Annotated in this window: 12 protein-coding genes and 3 pseudogenes; 4 read left to right on the top strand and 11 right to left on the bottom strand. The window is 65.9% G+C overall.

The window, feature by feature from the left end; genetic code table 11:
- Positions 1-363: 363 nt before the first annotated feature.
- Positions 364-624: a hypothetical protein gene (locus tag ACIPSJ_RS51870; protein WP_401357479.1), complete on the bottom strand. Its 261-nt coding sequence runs from the start codon at positions 622-624 to the stop codon at positions 364-366.
- Positions 625-1,476: 852 nt separating this feature from the next.
- Positions 1,477-3,296, bottom strand: a pseudogene (locus ACIPSJ_RS51865) (IS481 family transposase).
- 418 nt (positions 3,297-3,714) lie between these two features.
- On the opposite strand from ACIPSJ_RS51865, the gene ACIPSJ_RS51860 reads away from it, so the two are divergent.
- Entirely contained in the window at positions 3,715-4,164 is a 450-nt protein-coding gene (locus ACIPSJ_RS51860; protein WP_401357477.1) for a phenolic acid decarboxylase, read from the top strand.
- 486 nt (positions 4,165-4,650) lie between these two features.
- Here ACIPSJ_RS51860 and ACIPSJ_RS51855 read toward each other — a convergent pair whose 3' ends face one another.
- From ACIPSJ_RS51855 to ACIPSJ_RS51835, 5 genes and pseudogenes are all read right to left on the bottom strand, one after another.
- Positions 4,651-5,793 (bottom strand): serine/threonine-protein kinase, encoded by a 1,143-nt coding sequence (locus ACIPSJ_RS51855; protein WP_401357475.1) that lies wholly within the window; start codon positions 5,791-5,793, stop codon positions 4,651-4,653.
- Positions 5,790-5,978: a hypothetical protein gene (locus tag ACIPSJ_RS51850; protein ID WP_401357472.1), complete on the bottom strand. Its 189-nt coding sequence runs from the start codon at positions 5,976-5,978 to the stop codon at positions 5,790-5,792. The genes ACIPSJ_RS51855 and ACIPSJ_RS51850 overlap by 4 nt, the downstream gene beginning before the upstream one ends.
- A gap of 1,022 nt (positions 5,979-7,000) precedes the next feature.
- Positions 7,001-7,402, bottom strand: a complete 402-nt coding sequence (locus ACIPSJ_RS51845; RefSeq protein ID WP_401357469.1) for a hypothetical protein — start codon at positions 7,400-7,402, stop codon at positions 7,001-7,003.
- A gap of 964 nt (positions 7,403-8,366) precedes the next feature.
- Positions 8,367-8,956: pseudogene (locus tag ACIPSJ_RS51840) on the bottom strand (ATP-binding protein).
- Positions 8,957-8,969: 13 nt separating this feature from the next.
- Positions 8,970-9,638, bottom strand: coding sequence for a TetR/AcrR family transcriptional regulator (locus ACIPSJ_RS51835; protein WP_401357466.1), 669 nt, complete (start codon positions 9,636-9,638; stop codon positions 8,970-8,972).
- Positions 9,639-10,761: 1,123 nt separating this feature from the next.
- Here ACIPSJ_RS51835 and ACIPSJ_RS51830 point away from each other — a divergent pair.
- The gene (locus ACIPSJ_RS51830; RefSeq protein WP_401357463.1) at positions 10,762-11,133 is read left to right on the top strand and encodes an aldo/keto reductase; all 372 of its coding nucleotides are present in this window, start codon (positions 10,762-10,764) and stop codon (positions 11,131-11,133) included.
- A gap of 387 nt (positions 11,134-11,520) precedes the next feature.
- Here the strand turns inward: ACIPSJ_RS51830 and ACIPSJ_RS51825 are convergent.
- Positions 11,521-11,793: pseudogene (locus tag ACIPSJ_RS51825) on the bottom strand (NADP-dependent phosphogluconate dehydrogenase); the annotation flags it as partial.
- Positions 11,794-12,139: 346 nt separating this feature from the next.
- Positions 12,140-13,678, bottom strand: a complete 1,539-nt coding sequence (locus ACIPSJ_RS51820; RefSeq protein WP_401357460.1) for an MFS transporter — start codon at positions 13,676-13,678, stop codon at positions 12,140-12,142.
- 353 nt (positions 13,679-14,031) lie between these two features.
- Here ACIPSJ_RS51820 and ACIPSJ_RS51815 point away from each other — a divergent pair, with 353 nt between their 5' ends.
- Positions 14,032-14,232 (top strand): hypothetical protein, encoded by a 201-nt coding sequence (locus ACIPSJ_RS51815; RefSeq protein WP_401357457.1) that lies wholly within the window; start codon positions 14,032-14,034, stop codon positions 14,230-14,232.
- A gap of 260 nt (positions 14,233-14,492) precedes the next feature.
- Here ACIPSJ_RS51815 and ACIPSJ_RS51810 read toward each other — a convergent pair whose 3' ends face one another.
- Together ACIPSJ_RS51810 and ACIPSJ_RS51805 are read right to left on the bottom strand one after the other, a co-directional pair.
- The gene (locus ACIPSJ_RS51810; RefSeq protein WP_401357455.1) at positions 14,493-14,909 is read right to left on the bottom strand and encodes an SsgA family sporulation/cell division regulator; all 417 of its coding nucleotides are present in this window, start codon (positions 14,907-14,909) and stop codon (positions 14,493-14,495) included.
- A 122-nt stretch (positions 14,910-15,031) separates the two neighbouring features.
- Entirely contained in the window at positions 15,032-15,421 is a 390-nt protein-coding gene (locus ACIPSJ_RS51805; RefSeq protein ID WP_401357452.1) for a hypothetical protein, read from the bottom strand.
- A gap of 839 nt (positions 15,422-16,260) precedes the next feature.
- Between ACIPSJ_RS51805 and ACIPSJ_RS51800 the strand changes: the two genes are divergently transcribed.
- Complete coding sequence (locus ACIPSJ_RS51800) at positions 16,261-16,524, top strand: integrase core domain-containing protein (protein ID WP_401357449.1); 264 nt, start codon at positions 16,261-16,263, stop codon at positions 16,522-16,524.
- The last annotated feature ends 345 nt before the right edge of the window (positions 16,525-16,869 follow it).

Genomic DNA, 16,869 nt, shown 5'->3' with positions numbered 1-16,869 from the left:
GACTTGCTCGGAACCCGAGTCCAGTACATCACGCATAATCGTGCTGCTCGGCTTGACCCACTCGCCACCGATGAAGAGCCGATCTGGGTGTCGGATGGCGGATTCAGAACTGACCTTCATGCGAACTCCTTGATCACGCCCACAATGGAGCCAAAACCGACTGACTTATGGGCGATCATTGATCTTGCAGATTACGCTGGGGGCGCCAGGCGAGTTCGTAAATCCCGTCGCGCCACTGTGCCGGCGCATCGGTCCCCGGCGTCGACCTGACTGCATCCGCCTCCCCGGCCTCGAGTAGTGCACCGGCGACGCAGAAGGTGCCGAGCTCGACGGCCGACACGGACGCGGGCAACCAACTCCGCCCTAAAGCTGATACTCAGTACGTCCAGGGGGTGCGCCGACGGCTAAGACCAGCAGCGCCGTCGCTAACGTGATGCGGCGCGGCGGCCGAAACATGGCCCCCGCCGCGCCCAGAGCGCCGATGACCATCCCAGCGGCGAGAACAGTGATCAGCAACTGCGCCCGGGACACGCTGACCTCGAATTCGGCGGAGATGCCGGGCAACAGCCCAATCTCCACCAACTCGTTCGCGCCCGTCAAGAACACCGCGCTGAGCAAGTACATGGCGGGAGACAGCCCGCCCCCACGACGCCTCGCCGAGGCGCGACCACACGATCGGGCAACCACGGGCGAGACGTCCATCGGGGCTCCTTTTAGCCGTCCCTGGCTAGGTGAGGTCCGTGTGCTGAAACCTCCGTATCGGATATTTCTATCCGCTTGGTGTTTAGCTTACCACGGAGCCGGATTAGTGCATCCGCTTGCGCGGATGGTGGTACCTACCCGAGCGCCGACCGGCCCGGCCGTCCGTACCCTCGCGCCTGGAGGCGGGGGCCAGCCCGGTGGAGGCCGGGGAGCTCGGCGCCTTTGCGGTGGTGTGGGCACCGATGTAGTCGCGCCTACCCTGCAGGAGGGCAGCGGGCAGCTCGATCGGCGATTCGGCCTCCTCAACAGGGATGTCCTGGCCGGTTGACCTCACCGGCCAACGCCTCCGGCCTCGGCGTCGAGTTCCTGCCGCCACCTCGATCGACGACTCCCGTACCGCGATGGCGAAGGCGAGGGCCGTCAACTGCACCAATGTCGTCCACGTCGGGACCGACCTCTACACTCCCAACCCGCTTGGCCACAGCGGTGGGACATCCCCCTCAGAGGAGTCTCCACCCGAGAGCCCATCAAGGCGTGGAGCCCGCTGGGCCAGGGCGGCCACTACCTGGACGACCCGTCGGCCGGATCTCCGCCGCACGCGGTCGCACGCCTGCGCAGATCATCCTGCGCTGGCACATCGAGCAGGGAATCATCGCCTTCCCAAGATTTCTCGTCCCGAGCGCACGGCCTACAGTGATCTCTTCGACTTCGCTCTCGCCGAGACCGAGCGTGATGCCATCACCGCGCACTGAACCTGGGTGTCGGTGTGAGGTCTCAGGACTTCCTTGACGGTTTGTCGTCAGGAGATCCTTGACGGTCCTTCTGGGTTTCCATGCCTTTGACGTAGAGCCTGGTGATCGGCTCGCGGTTCTTGCGGGGGCGGACGGCGAGTTCGTCCTCGCCGTGCAGGATCCGGTAGTGGGTGTCCTCGATGACAGCGGTGACGATCTTTCCGGCATGCCGCGGGCCGAGCTTGATGAACTGGCCGTTGATCATGAAGCGGCCGCTCGCGTGGACCTTGCGCTGGGCCCGGATGGCACCGGCTGGCAGGGGCGGAGGCGGCAGTGGGGACGTCGCCGTCCGTGCCCCGAGGATCTGCCCCAGACGGTCGGCTGGAACCGGGCATGGCCACGTCCCCATGAGGGCGTCGTCGGCGATGGCGTGCATGAGGTGCCCGTCGAGGCGGAGGGTGATCGTGCGGCCGGCGAGGGCGAATCCGACCTGGTAGCGGCCGCCGGCCAGGCAGACGATCCCGTCGCGATGGACCTTGCGGTCGACCTCGACAGGTTCGCCGGCGGCGAGGATGGCCGTGCCGCTGCGGGCTCGGGACCGGCCGGACGGGCGCCGTAGCGCATGGTCAGGTAGGCGAGATCCTCCGGCCACAGCCGGGACGGGACCGTGGTGACGAGGTGCCCGTCGAGGAGGAAGTGGACGCTGCGCTGGTTCGCCCAGACCGTCAGCGTCTTGCCGGCCAGTGCCTGGTGGACGCCCACCCGCTGCCTGCCTGTCACCAGGGTAATCTCGCCGCTGGGTGGCACCCGCACTTTGAACTCGACGGCGGTGCCCTGCGGCAGGACGGGCGGTTCGATGACCTCGATGGACAACTCCGGCTCCGCCGCTGTCTGTTCAGGATGTTCATCATCACCTCGGAGGCGGGCGGCAGTGTGGGGCCGGAAGAGGCTGATCGGGGTGGCCATGTTCAGAGCCTGATGCGGGCGCTGGTCGTTGTAGGCGTGTACCCAACCGTCGATCGCTTCCTGGGCCGCGGCCAGTGACTCGAACGGCACGACGTGATCGAGGAACTCCTCGCGCAGGGTGCGGTGAAAGCGTTCGATCTTGCCCGTGGTGGTGGGTGACCGCGGCTTGGTCAGCCGCTGGGTGATGCCGTTCTCCCGGCAGATGCGCTCGAAGAGCACCTCCACCGGCCTGGGGGCGGGTATGCCGGCCGGTGAACTGCTTGCCGTTGTCCGTCAGGACCTCGAAGGGCACGCCGTAGCGGCGCGCATGGCGGCGGTGAAGGCCGAGCACACGGCGCGGGCGCTGGGGACGGCCACGACGGAAGCGATCACGACGAACCGGGAGTGGTCGTCGATGCCTGTGACCATCTTGCACTCCCGTCCGTCGGCCAGCGGAACACCGCCGACCAGGTCCATCTGCCACAGGTGCATGGGCGCCTCGCGCTGCCACCGGCGGTACTTGCGCGGATGCTGCTGTTCCTGGGCGCGGACCAGGCCGTTGCGGGACAACACCCGGTGGACCGTGGCCCGCGACGGCGTCGACTCCAGCCCGCGGCCGACGAGTTCGTGGGCGATCCGGCGGGAACCCCACCACGGATGCCGGCGGCGCAGCTCGCAGATCTCTGCCCCCACCTCGGCAGACAGGCGCGTGGGGCTGTTCCGCGGGCGCCGGGAGCGGTCCAGCAGACCGGGCATGCTCTCCTGCTCGAACCTCCGCCGCCAGCTGTGCAGGGTCTGACGCGAGGTGCAGTACCGGGCGGCGACCTCCCCGATCGGAGACCCGCCGAGCACCTCGCGGACAGCCCGGTAGCGGTACTCGGCCAGCTGCTGTACATCCACGACCACCGACCGAAGCACCTCCGCCCCACCGAGGGACGGGAGACGGCGGACGTTCAACCGAACGTGTCGCCTATGTCCTGAGCACAAACGGTCAAGCATCTCCTGAGACCTCACACCGACACCTGGGCGAAGGCGGCCACGCAACCTCCCCGTTGCGTCAACTCCAATGACCCGTCCCCGTGGGCTCATGCACTGTGGGTAGCAAGATCTGCGTCAGACCGTGCATCCTGGCCTCCCGGACGGAGCACCGTGATCTGTGACACTGCTGGAACCGCCGTCGGCCCCGAACAAATCTTGCCGGCCTTCGTCGGGTACCGCTTCATCTACACATACGCCAACGGCTGGTAGTACGGGTGGTACGCGCGTAACGAGAAGGAGTGCGACTACCACATCCATCGCGGCCTGGTTGGCGGCCGCTGTGGTCACGCGGCAACCCGTGAGCCTGACCCGGCTCAGTGACGCCGAGTACAAGGCCGACTGGCATGAGCCGACCGGCAGCCGAGAGCCTCTTTTTCGATCTGCCGCGCCGCCTGCTGCACAGCACGATCTCCTACCCCAGTGGATCGGCGGAGGGGATCAGCACCCGGAGAAGACCATCTGCTACCAGAACGAGTTTATTGACGACATACACCGCTTCCACGACGAGGGCCCAGCCTATCCATACGCCATCATTGCGGAGTTCGCCAACATCACGCACATGGAGCACGTGGGCCGGGACAACGATGCCGTCATCGCCAACGCACCTGGCCAGCTTGGCTTTGTACGCCCGAGTCACGGCGTCGTTTGTAGAATGAGCGCGGGAGCCACCCTGACGGTGGCCAGATCGATGTTCACGAGTTCGGGAGTCACCCTCCCCCTCGACCGAGGGGTACATGTACCGGTGTGACCAGACTCCAGTGGGCGCACATCGTGGACCGCGCCGCCGACATCGTCACCAACTCCGACGAGGTCGGCGGCTGCGCCCTCCGGGGGCGTACTGCCGGCTCGTCCCGCGGGGCTTAATTCCGCACACCATGCCGACGTACGGGCGCCTGTCGGCACTTCGTGCCAAGGCCTGTCGGGAAGAGCCATTCCGCGCCCTCGTCGACCCGTTGCGTGAGATCCCGCCTTCCGCTGGCCTGGCCGGGCGCCAGTGTATTCCTACAGGCTGCGCCAGAGTGGTTCGCTCTGGAGCGGACCGCCGGCCAGGCAGCGGCCTTTACGTGGCGTGCGAGAAGGACACCCTTCGGGCTCAACTGACCCGCTGGCTAGAGCGTTTAGGCGTTCCCGCGCAGCTCCAAGGCCATAACGAAGGTTTTGCTGCCAACCGCGAGCTCATTGCCCGGCTCAACCGCGGACACGACGCACCCCCACATCCCGACCGGGCCCGAGGTCACCAGCCCCTTTCTCGCCTTTGAATGGCAAACGCGATGATGGGCAAAACGCCAAAGAAGTCGACGATGGCCAGGACGATCAGGACGACGCCCAGGTCGTTGTGCCCATTGATACCAGCCGCAAAGCCGCCGATTATGAGCAGAAGTGTCATACAGGCCAGGGAACCTGCCCAGATCTGCAATGTCCGCACAGAGGTCACGTCCGACCGCTGGCTGGGGCGCGGCGGCTTCGTGGGATGCGGCCTTGGATCTGCTCGGCCTGCGCCGGAAGATGCCCGGTTCGGGAGATTGCCGGAGGCAGCCGTCGGCTTCGGCATCTCCTTCGTGGCGATGCGCCAACTGGGTAGCTTCTCCAGTGCGGCGGGGGCGCCCAGGCGCTCGTTGGGGACCTTGTGCAGCAGGCCGGAGATCAGCAGTTCGAGGCCGTCGGCCTTCTTCATCGGCGGCGGGGGCTGCGTTGCCACGGCGACCACGGTGGCCGTCGGCGAGGTTCTCTTGAACGGGGAGACGCCCTCGATGGCCTGATAGAGGGTGACGCCGAGCGCGAACAGGTCGCTCGCGGGCCTGGCCTCCGCGCCATTGATGCGTTCGGGTGCGAGGTACTCCGGGGTCCCGATGACGCTTCCCACGGTGGTGAGGCGGGTGTCGTCCTGGTGGGCAGCGATCCCGAAGTCGGTCAGCAAGTTGCGGCCGTCCTCAGCCATCATGATGTTTGCTGGCTTCACATCCCGATGAACCAGCCCGGCCTTGTGGGCTGCGTCCAGGGCCTTCAGCATGGCTTCGGCGACATCGGCGACCGTCTTCGGCGCCAGCGGGCCTTTCGTCAGTCGGTCTGCGAGGGAGCCGCCGCGGATCAGCTCCATCACGATCCACGGCCGGTCGTCCTCGATGATGACGTCGTAGACCGGGACGATGTGCGGATGGGAGCGGAGCTTGGCGGCGTTGCGGGCTTCCCGCTCGGCGTATGTGAGCCGCTTGGCGTGTTCATCGGGGTCGAAGGCGGGAGGGAGTCGCATCTCCTTCACCACGACGTCGGTTTTCAGGCGTTCGTCGTGGGTCTGCCAGATGCGGCCGAAGCCGCCCTCGGCGAGCTTGCGTTCCAGCCGGTAGCGGTCAGCGATGCGGCGTCCTGGGGTGCTCATCCGGCCAGCGCCTCCCCGGCCGCCTCGGTCCTGTCACCGAGGTCGTCAGCCTGCCCGGGGGGTATCGGCACGATGCTGGTGATGGCCCGGCCGTGGTCGGCTAGGACGATGGGCCCACGGGCGATGGCCTGGCCGTGATCGCCCAGGATCGGTCGCGCACGGGTAATCGATACTGCCTCGGCCATGAAGCCAGTGTGATGAAGCGTCATGCCTCAGGGATAGGGATCGGAGCGATCACCACCGGATGGCCACACCCCCGCAGCGTCGACCGGCCGAGCGCCGACCATGGGGCTGCGTGCTGGGCTTCGCTCCTTCTGGACAGGCCAGCACACCCCTTGGGTTCCAGTCGGCTCGTGCTGTCGGCAAACGCAGGATGTGTGTGTCTCTCCGTGCACCGCAACTGTTGCACCTGCCATGATCGCCCCGACCGCCTCTGCGCTGTGCCGGTGCAGTGGGAGGTCGAGGCTCTGGAGCTGGTCTTCAGCGTCTGGTCCTCACCGCCGTGACCCCGCACATCGACCAGGCCATGCTCGCCGACCACGTCGCCGAGGAAGTGCGGCACGCGGTCAGCTCCGGGCATTCACCGATAGAGGCTCTCCCAACGGCTCACCGGGCTCTGAGTGACTCCCAAACCCACGATCAGACGACCGGATTCTCACGCAGCACCCGCAGCCCGCCACCAGACCCTTTCGATACACGCCTAGCCGGACCGTGCGCAGGTCGGCGAAGTCCGGACGACAGGAGACCAGGCTGGCGACGGATATCGTCTTCACCAGATTGCCAATCGTCGAGGGGGCCAGTCTCAGTCGGGCAGCAGCCTGGTGCGGGGGCAGCTCTCCGGCCTGAGCGAGCGTGCGCAGCAACTCGATCTGAGCCTCGGGCAAGTCCGGAAGACCCGCATGGCGGCGCGTGTTTCGGTGGGTCTCCGTCGAGTTCGTGGGCGCGGCGCGATGGGATTGCGCTCTCCACAGCTGCCCCTCGAACCGCCGTCACCTCGCGCGGACAGCGCGGCGGTGCCGGCCACCCCCAGAGAGAAAGAGGGCCGCCAGGCGCTCGAACACGGGCGCGGGTTGTCCACGGTGCTGGCCGGTACCGGCTTCCGAGGGTGCGAATGGGTGTCGGGGGGCATGGATAAGCGGGCTTGAGCGCTGCATGGGGGATCCGGGGGCGTAGGGGTGCGGAGGCGCCAAGGCGCCGAAAATATCGCTCAGATGCCGACGCGGTGCTTGGTGGAGTAGACGTCCCAGAGCTGGTCGAAGTACCAGCGGTCGAAGTCATACGCGACCTCAGCCGAACGAATGACGACGACCCACCGCCCGTGAGTCAGGCGGTAGAGGCGGCCGTCGTAGCGCAGGTGCTGGCCGTCATTGTCAGAGCGCCAGAACGAGCGGCCCTGCGCGTCCCGCTCGTGGTGCCAGTCGCGACGCCCATCCCAGAGCGGCCCGTTGGACTCACCACGATCGGCCGCGACGACGGCGGCAGCGCGGTCGTTGTGCTGATCGGTGGTGAGAGTTGCCGCCGAAGCGGTACCGCCGAGGGCGACAAGCGCGGCGCCGACAGCCGTGGCGGAGACGGCTGCGATCGCGATGCGGTGCATCAGCTTCTTCATGATCTGGCTCCTTGCTTCGCCCACGACATCGAGCGGGCGTCGAACGGTCGACGCACTGTGCTGCAGCGGGCCACCGAGGCTGATCGACCTCACACACTGCGTACCGGATTCTTCCATCCGATTACCGGTCCACGGTATCATGCATCCGGATAAAGGAATCCGCTATCCGATACGTCCACGACCTGCCGATCTCTCGCAAATATGCCGAGCGCCACCGGACCGGCTACTGGAGGCCACCGGGGAGTTATCCGTCAAGCAGGGGCTGGGAGTGCGACTCAACGAGATCACCCCGTCATGCCGGCGTCAGCCGTGGGTACCGCATACCGACACCTGTCCGCGTACAAGGAACAGCTCATCGACATGAAGATCGCGACACTCGCCTCAGAGCACTGGGTGATCCCGGCTCGTGGCACGGCCTCTCTACGTTCCTGAATTCCACGGCTGCGGGCTCACACAGATCCTCACCAACCCGAAACTCGGGCAACAGCGCGTTATCGAATCCCGCGACCGCATCGCCCCACTGCGCGCCCCTACAGACCTGTGCTAAGAGAAACGCCTGCCTGACCTGCTCGGTCTTCGTCACCGACGCCTCCCACCAGGACGCGCTGGAGCGGCAGTCGACCGAGACCGAGGCCCTGATCAACCGCAGCACCACCGCGTTCCAGGAACGGCACGGCCACCCGATTCCCGAGGGCAACGTTTGGCTACTGCAACGGCGAGCTGAGCACACAGCCCTCACCAAGCTCCTGGACACCCTCCGCTCCAAGCCCGGACGCGCCGTCCAGGGTGCCGGCTGCGGCGCTGCCCCCACCGGCCCTGTCCCGCTCACCCTCGACCTCGACCTCCACCGAAGAGCCCGGCCATGAACCGAAAACGCCCGTAGTGCTGCCCGCCTCCCTTGTACCACTTGCCTCGCGACAGCGTGGCTCGCATGCCGTAGACGGCTCCGCGACAGCGGCGGCCGCTAGGTTGTTGGCACCTTCATCGTCAGCACGAACCAGACGGTTTTCCCGGTCACGGTTGGGCTGTTGCCCCAGACATCGCTGAGCAGGTCAAGCAGCTCTGCGCCGCGCCCGCCTTCCGCGTTGGCGTGGACAGCACGGCGCACGGCGGGCGTGTCCTCGGTGTCCTCCGCCTCGCATCGCAAACGAGAACCGCGCAGCTGCACATTGAGACGCAGCGGACCTCGAGTATGGCGCAGTGCGTTGGTGACCACTTCGCTGACCAGTGTTGGTGACCTCTGTCAGGCCCCAGTCGCTGAGCTGTGCCGTCAACAGCCGCCGGGCTCTACCGACAGGTCAGTTCCCGCTGCAAGGGCCAAGAGGCATCCTAGGCGGTGGGCCGGGCGCGGGGTGCGTCGAGCTAGCGCAGAGGATCGACGACTCGCCCCTACATGGCGCGCTGCCGGGTGAGTCAGGAGCTGACAGTGACGGCGTGGGACCGGTGCATTTCCGGCGCGACCCGTCGCCCCAGCCCGCGATGCCCACGGCCCCAACGGCGGGCGAGCAGACCCTGGCCACAGGTGAGGGTGAGGCCGATGGCCTTGACTGCCATGGATTCAATCCCTTCAGTGCTTTGCAGGTCGGATCCTGGGGCGCTCGTCCGCCGAAGTCATCACCGCGTGTGTCTGCTCGACGCCGAGCGGGGGGACCGGCAGGGAGGCTGTGGGGTCAGGATCGGAGCGGGCGCCTTCCAGCAGCATGGCAAGGTAGCGCCGGTAGAGGTCGGGGGCCAGAGCGTGACTGCGGTCGATCAGTCCGGTCAGGGCCAACTGGATGAAGAAGACGTCCGTTCCGTAGAAGTCCGGCCGTGCCTTGCCCTGTTCCCTCGCCCCGTCCGCTAGGGAATCGAGCAGGGGGGCGATTCGGTCACGGGCCTCGTCCAGGCGTGGCTGTCCGAGCTGCGGGTTGGTGAAGATTTGCGTCAGGCTCCGGTCGTGCAGATGGACCTGCAGCCACTGGTCGAGGAATGCGGTGAGACCGTGCCAGGGGTCCGGGTCTTCCAGGGCCCGCGTGGCGAGGGTGACGATCTCGTTCAGTCGCTGCTCGAACAACACCTCGACGAGCTGCTCCTTGTCCGGAAAGTGCCGGTAGGCGGTGCCGACACCCACGCCCGCATGGCGGGCGATCTCGTTGAGGCCGACACCGAGGCCTCGCTCGGTGAACAGTTCCCGGGCGGCATCCAGGAGCCGGCACCGGTTGAGCTCGGCATCCTTGCGCAGCGGTCGAGAGGTCACGTAGCCGACTCTACCAGAACCGGATATCCAAATCCGATTGGTGCTACGGTGAACTCCGCACCGGGAGGATCTATCCGGTGCGGTGTGTAGCCGATCGGTTCGCCACTCATGGCGGCCTCTGGCCACCTGCACCATCCGTCGAAAAGACACCTGGTCGAGACCCCCGTCCTCTCTCCCCCAGCGTCGGGCTGTCGGCACGTCTGCCCCGACCCCCCTAGGGGACACGCCGCCTGTCGTCTATCTGCTCGAGGCCGTCACCTTCCTCATGGGCAATCGAGTTGGTCGCGGCCAGGCTGCTGCCGCAGGTAGCGAACGGCCTGAACGTCACCGCCGGCCAGGCCGGTCTGCTGGTCACCGTCCTTGCGGTCAGCAAGATCTCGGCGCGCCGGTGATGTCGTGGGCCACGCTGCGGCTGCCCCGCCGCGCCACCCTGGTGCTGGCCCTACTGGTCTTCACGCTCGACCAGTTCGTGGCCGCCGTCAGCGCCAGCTTCGGCATCCTGCTGGCTACACGATTCGTGTCCGCTGTGGCGACCGGCGCATTCTGGCTATCGGCGCGGGCCTGTCCACCGCAGCGGCCGGGAAGGAGGCCGGCGCGCGGGCGACCGCTGTCATAGCAATGGTCTGACCCTCGCCAACGTCCAGCCGGTGGCACACCGCCGCAGGCCACAGCGATGCCCGCCGCATTCGGTGGCCGGCGTCTGCGCAGACATCCTTCGCAACCACTTCCTGCTACGTGCCGATCGAAGACGTGCTGATGCCGAAGGGAAAACCATGACCACCTCGTTCCTCACACTCAACAACGGCGTCGAGATGCCCCTCCTCTCCGCCGCCTTGTAGGAGGCGATGGTTGCGAACTCCATCGGGACCGGCCAGTGCAGCAGGTACAGGTAGTCCAGCCCCAGCTTGGTGACGAGGTGTCGAAGGCGTATAGAGCAGAGTCGTAGCCGTAATCGGTCAGCCAGAGCTTGGCGGTGACGAAGCTGTCACTACGGTCCACCCCAGAGCGGCGGATGCCTTCGCCGACCTCCTTCTCGTTGTGATCAAGCGGCCGCGGTATCGATCAGCTGGTAGCCGCTCGTGGAGGCGGTCTCCACCGCTGAGATGTTCGCCTCGGGCGCACTGTGGTGCACGCCGAGGCCGAGGATCTACTCGGCGAAGGTCGAATCCGGGCCATCGGCGTATGCAACTACAACACCGAACACCTCGCCGAACTCATGAAGCGGACCGATGTCGTCCCGGCCGTCAACCAGGTAGAGCTGCACCCGTACTTCGTCCAGCAGGAGGTGCGCAGCGCCGACGCGGCGCATGGAATCGTCACCCGGTCGTGGTCACCGTTCGATCGAGCACGGCCTGTCGCCGATCCCGAAATCCGTCAGGGCCCACCACGTACGGGAAAACCTGAACGTCTTCGACTTCGAGCTCGACCCCAAGGAGACGGCCGCCATCGACGCACTCGACAGCGGCGCAGCAGCCTCGCCTCCGAGAAGCACTGATCGAAGCGCCTCGGAAAACGGAGCCATAACCCTGTGGCGATGCTCGTGCCGTCGGGTCAGCACGAGGCCGGGAGACGTGTGGACGTCTTGGAAGGAGCCGACCGACACCATTCCGCTCGGCCCCACGACCTCCCTTGCCCGAACCGATCTGGCTCGCGCTGCCCCCATCGGCGGGCTCGTGCAGGCGAGGACTACCGCACCCTCGCAATCACGTGCATCACACCGGGAATCCTTGCTGCCCGTCCCGGTCTACCGGTATCGCAAGACACGCCGGCCAAATGACCGCGCAGGAGCCCCACGAGCAACTGGAGGCCAAGGCACGGGCTGTCATCGCCCCGCTCCGTCCCATGCTCCACGACGCCGTCCAGGACAGTATCCCGGAGAAGTGGTCAAGCGGGCGGCCTCGGTGCGGCTCATCGGTGGGCGGGTGCCGCCGGGCAGATCCCGGTAGGCGGTACACAGGTCGGGCCTGCTGGAGGCGACGCGGGCGATGGCGGTGGCGGGGGTACCGAGGTCCAGGGCGGTCTGGAGGGTCAAGCGGCCGGTGCCCTTCTGGCCTGCGGCGTCGGCGACGATGTCGACGAAGGGTTTCTCGGTGTGGGCGAGGACCTCGGCGGTGATCTCGATGAGATAGGAGTCCAGCCGGCCCTGGTTCCAGGATCACTCTCATGACGAACGCATGAGTTGGTTACTCAACCACGTACTGGCAGTTCCCCCTACGTCTCGGTGAGACGGAGACGTAGGGGGCAGGTGTGGCAGCCGCACCTCAGGCGTGAGCCGACAGGCCTGGCTGGCCAGTGGAAAACCAGCTCTGGAAGGTGGCAGCTGCTACCCCGACCTTCATGGATGCCTTTCGACCAACCGACCAACCGACCGGCAGGTTGGTCTCGCTCCCCAGAGCAAGGGATCCGTGCGGCCAGAGGTTCGGAAACGCATGAGTCCTTATTGCACATGTCGTATAGGGGTGGGGCCCCTGCCTTGCTGAGTGCGTTAGACAACCCCAGGCTCAAACGGTGCGAGAATCCGTGGGGGCGTTGCCTGCCTTCGCTGTGCCGTCGGCAGACGGGGCGGTGTGGATAGCCGGGCGTATGTTGATCAGGGCAGCGGCGGAAACTGCCGCTACGATGAGTGCCCCGAAGGAGATCCACATTGCAGTGCTGAAGCCATGGACGGTCGCGGTGGCCAGCTGTTCCGCTGTCCGTGCGGCGCGGTCCGTGAGCAAGGAAGAAGTCACCGAGGCCGCCACAGTGTTGAGCAGAGCGACACCGATCGACCCACTGACCTGCTGCATCATGGTGACCGACGCGGACGCGACGCCGGTGTCCGGTCCAGCCACTCCGGCTGTGGCAGTGCCCAGCGCGGCAGGCACTGCCATGCCGATGCCCAGGCCGAGTCCGATCATCGAGGGCAGCAGGTGTGCGGGGTAGGACGAGCCGTACTCGATCTGGGTGAGGTAGGCAGTGCCGGCTGCGGCGATGAGCATGCCGGGGACCATGACAGCGCGGGGGCCGAAGCGCGGTATTAGACGCGTGCCGATGACCATGGAGCCGATCACCATGCTCGCGGTAAGCGGCAGGAAGGCCATGCCAGCGCGGACCGCGCTCCACCCCTCAACGGTCTGCAGGTAGTAGCTCAGGAACAACAACACCGCGAACATACCGCCATAGATGAGGCCGGCGGACACGAAGGCACCGCCGCGGTTGCGGTCGGCCACGATGCGCAGCGGGAGCAGGGCGTGCCGGGTGTGGTTCTCGACGACCGCGAAGACGATCAGTAGCAGTACCCCTGCCAGGAGCGTGGCGACGACCAGCAGAGAGGACCAGCCGTGCTGCTCCGCCTCGCCGAGCCCGAACACAAGGGAGAGTAGACCCGCAGTTACTAGGAGCGCGCCAGGCGCGTCCAGGCGCCTGCGCTCCTGGGCTGGGGCCCGTTGGTCGCGGCGGAGAAGGGAGAGCGCGCCGGTCACCGCGATGACGGAGATGGGCACATTGACCAACAGGCACCAGTGCCAACCCAGATACTCGGTGAGCGCGCCACCCAGGAGTAGACCTATCGCGTTGCCGCCGCTGGCGACTGCGCCGAAGATGCCGAATGCCTTGGCACGCTCGCGGGGCTCCGTGAAGGTGACGGCCAGCAGCGAGAGCGCGGCCGGCGTAAGCAGCGCGGCGAAGACGCCCTGCAGGGCTCGGGAGCCGAGGAGCATCGCGGTGTTCACCGCGACACCCCCGATCGTGGACGCGGCCGCAAAGCCGATCAGCCCAATGACGAGGGCACGCCTGCGGCCAATGATGTCGCCGACCCGGCCGCCGAGGAGCAGTAGGCCACCGAAGGTCAGTGTGTAGGCGGTGACGACCCACTGCCGATTGGAGTCGGTGAAACCGAGGTCGGCCTGGGCCGACGGCAGGGCAATATTCATGATCGTCGCATCTAGCGTGATCATAAGTTGTGCCAGGCCGATTACTGCCAACGCCCACCAGCGGCGGGAGTCGGATGGGGATGCGAGCGCGACGGGGTGCGTGCTTGTGTGCGACACGGGAATCTTCATGCCTCTCTCGACGGATCCATCAAGCACGCTGCACCCCCGAACAGGTACGCGACGGTCGGGATCTTGAACCGTAGCCGCCAGCCATGTGTGACAGCGGTGGCCTCCACCGGATGTCCTTTCACTGATGACGCGGCGAGCGGGACAGGCCGCGAGTTCGTCCGGATTTCGAAGGCCATACCGCAAAGCGCGGTTCTGGCATGGCCCGCAGGGCGCAACCTGTACTGGATAGCCGCATCCGGTTACAAGGTTCACCGTACCACGAAGCGGATACATTCATCCGGTAGAGGGGTACGCTTGGATCCGCGGCGCCCCGACCTCTCCACGAAGACGCCGAACGGAAGCGCGCTCGGCTGTTGAAAGCTGCCCGGGAGCTGTTCGCCGAGCAGGAGCTCGGTATCGGACTCAACGGGATCGCCCGTCATGCCGGCGATGGCCTCGATACCGCCTGCTACAACTTCCCAGGCAAGGGGCAACTCATTGATGCGCTGTTGAAGCAGCGGCCCGTCGAGATCGCCACCCTCGCCTCAGAAGCACTGGATGATCTCGACGCGTGAGCACCACACCTGGCCCCAGCCCACCCGCACCGCAGGTCCGGCAACCTCGCGAGATCATCTCTAGATGCCACCCAAGATCTCCGGGTGCAACCTGCGCGCCACCCTCGGGTGATGTATACGCGCTCCTGCTCACGAGGCCAATCTCATTCCGCTTGATACAGGAGCGAAGATCTTCTATTTCACCACATACTTTTACTACACGGGGGAATGGAGGCGTGCCGCAGGGTCTCTATTTATAGGTCTGCCTGGATGCCAATTTGTCAAGCCGTCCCGTGTAGCAACTGGGAGAGCTCGGTATCCAGGTCGATACCCTCCATCTCCTGTCCAGATGGCACTACGAGGTATGTGCGCTCCAACCACTGCATCACCGCTGGGAAGGGTGCCGCGAGCCGGGCAACGCCGTGTGGGGAGGACAGTACGAGATTCAGCACGGCATCCGGTCCGGTACGGGTGGGCCAGACCCGCACATCTCCCTCTCCGCTCGGTCCGAGCATGCCCTCGGCCAGCAGATCGCGGGCGATGACCCAGGTGACCGGTGCTTTGATATCCGTATAAAAGATTAGATGTACGGCATAGGGATCATGCGGTCGGTACGAGAGGCGAGTCAATACCTTCACCCGATGGTCAGCTGTGAGCGCGAGTTCGACATAAAGCGTTCGGTCTATACAACTACTCATGGCTCCTGCCACTCCTAGGCCCCGGCGGGCGGGTGCACCGCTGCAGCGGTGCACCCGCCCCTGGCGAGGGCACCCCCACACGCTCGGGCGCATGTACAGGCACCTGACCTACGCTCCGACGGTCAGCGGAAGATATGGACGCTAAGGCCGAGCGCCTCGGCGTTCACATTGACCCACTTGCCGTTGTCCCAGCGGTGGAACCGGTGGCCGTCGTAGGAGTACCGCTGACCGCCGTCGTCGCAGTACCACTCGCTGCCATGCCGCTCCCACTTGCGGTGGCCGTCGTAGACGTACCAACCACCGCGGTCGTCACGGCTGCGGTCGCCGCCACGATCACTACGGTCGTCACCGTGCTGGATGGCGATGCCGGAGGAGTAGGAAATGGTTGCGGTGCGGTCGGCGGCCGGGTTGGGCGTCGCCGATGCGATTCCGCTAGCTGCCAGCAGGGTGCCCGCTGCGACAGCGAGAGAGGCGGCTGCGGTGGTGACCCGCCGCCCAAATATGTGATTCATGATCATTCTCCTTTGGGGTTCCCCGAAGCCCTCTAATGGAGGGCCCGGCTGCACCCGGGGGGGTATAGCAACGACGACGCTATCACCGTTGTGCTGAGCCTTAGATATTCTATGAAGTGACATATTTCATCAAGGCTTCGGGAAATAGGAGGAGGGGAAATAGTCGCCAACCCATCGTCACTAGGCAGGCCTCCGTTGCCTGCTGTGGAACCGTCAAGTCAAGCCAGGCCACCGGATCACTGGATGCTGGCCCCTCTTCAAGGTGAAAACAGGGATGGCTATTACCTGTTGAGGCGTACGGCTGTCTCGCAGCGAACCGACCCACTTTCCGGCTTCAATCAGCCGCAGTTGGTTAACGCTTGTGCGAATTGGGCCACCGTCGAGCACGGTGAACCAACGCTTGTGCCTCGAAGGCGCATCAGGAACTAACTCGGGCCAGCGTAATGGGTCAGCTCAGGGGCTCACGCGCGAATTCCTCGATCGTACTGCCAGACATGGGTGACGCGCGTCATCACCGGGTGGATACGGGGGTTATAAGGAGATCTCCCTCCTGGGTAGCGGTGAGTTTCTGCAGGCGACCTTCGCCGAGCAGATAGACGGCCGATCTGCGGCTACGGGTGGCGGACGCCCGAGCTGCAACGGATGCTTGCCGCGCTGGGCGTCGCCCTTGGCCACTCCCTCAGCCTGCGGGAGGCGGCACGGTACGTAAGTGCGCTAGCGCCGCCCTGCAGATGGCGATCGCGGCCAGAGGCGGCCAGGTCGACGGCGTCATCTTTCACACGGACCGCGGCAGCGAATACACCTCTGAGGCGTTCCAGTAACTGTGTGGCCGCTGGGGTGTGGCGCAGTCGATGGGGCGCGTTGGGCTAGCCCTGGACAACGCCGCCGCGGAGTCGTTCCACTCCGTCGTCAAAGTCGAGTATGTGCCTCGGCACGCGTTCCGTACGCGGGCCGAGGCCCGGCTGAAGACCGCGACGTGGATCGCGGACTTCTACAACACCAGGCGCCGCCGCAGCGCGGCCGGCGGGAGACCGCCCATCGAGTTCGAACGGACCATCCAGGAAGCGCGAGCCCGGACCGACCAGGAAGGACGGGCCGCCTAACCAACGTCTCTACGAAAACTGGGGATTGACACCCCCGTGTTGCCCACCGTCAGCCAAACCAAGCCAAACGGGCCGCCGCCTCCGTCGGCAGCCCGTCACGAAAGATCGAGGCTAGTTCTAGTGTCATGATCTGTCATGGTCCGGCTGTTGAGCCGGTCTGATGAGGAGGCCTGGACGACGCAGATGTCGGCGGGGGGGCCGGTCTACGTGTCTGGTGAACGCCGATACGCGTGTCGCTCGGTGCAGACGATTTCAGGCCTTGAGCAAGGCCTGGGCAAGACCCGCTGGCTCGGTGAAGTTCCCCTCATGGCCACCTGGTGCGGAAGTCGGTGTCACTCCGAGCCG

Origin of the sequence: Streptomyces sp. NPDC090088, assembly GCF_044747345.1 — a bacterium.
Classification (GTDB): domain Bacteria; phylum Actinomycetota; class Actinomycetes; order Streptomycetales; family Streptomycetaceae; genus Streptomyces.
This window is presented reverse-complemented; position numbering and strand designations above follow the sequence as displayed.

Bases quoted from the DNA above. Each gene is read 5' to 3' on its own strand.
- ACIPSJ_RS51810 (WP_401357455.1), bottom strand. From the start codon at position 14,909: ATGAGTAGTTGTATAGACCGAACGCTTTATGTCGAACTCGCGCTCACA.
- ACIPSJ_RS51855 (WP_401357475.1), bottom strand. From the start codon at position 5,793: ATGAGCACCCCAGGACGCCGCATCGCTGACCGCTACCGGCTGGAACGC.
- ACIPSJ_RS51845 (WP_401357469.1), bottom strand. From the start codon at position 7,402: ATGAAGAAGCTGATGCACCGCATCGCGATCGCAGCCGTCTCCGCCACG.
- ACIPSJ_RS51850 (WP_401357472.1), bottom strand. From the start codon at position 5,978: ATGGCCGAGGCAGTATCGATTACCCGTGCGCGACCGATCCTGGGCGAT.
- ACIPSJ_RS51805 (WP_401357452.1), bottom strand. From the start codon at position 15,421: ATGAATCACATATTTGGGCGGCGGGTCACCACCGCAGCCGCCTCTCTC.
- ACIPSJ_RS51870 (WP_401357479.1), bottom strand. From the start codon at position 624: ATGTACTTGCTCAGCGCGGTGTTCTTGACGGGCGCGAACGAGTTGGTG.
- ACIPSJ_RS51820 (WP_401357460.1), bottom strand. From the start codon at position 13,678: ATGAAGATTCCCGTGTCGCACACAAGCACGCACCCCGTCGCGCTCGCA.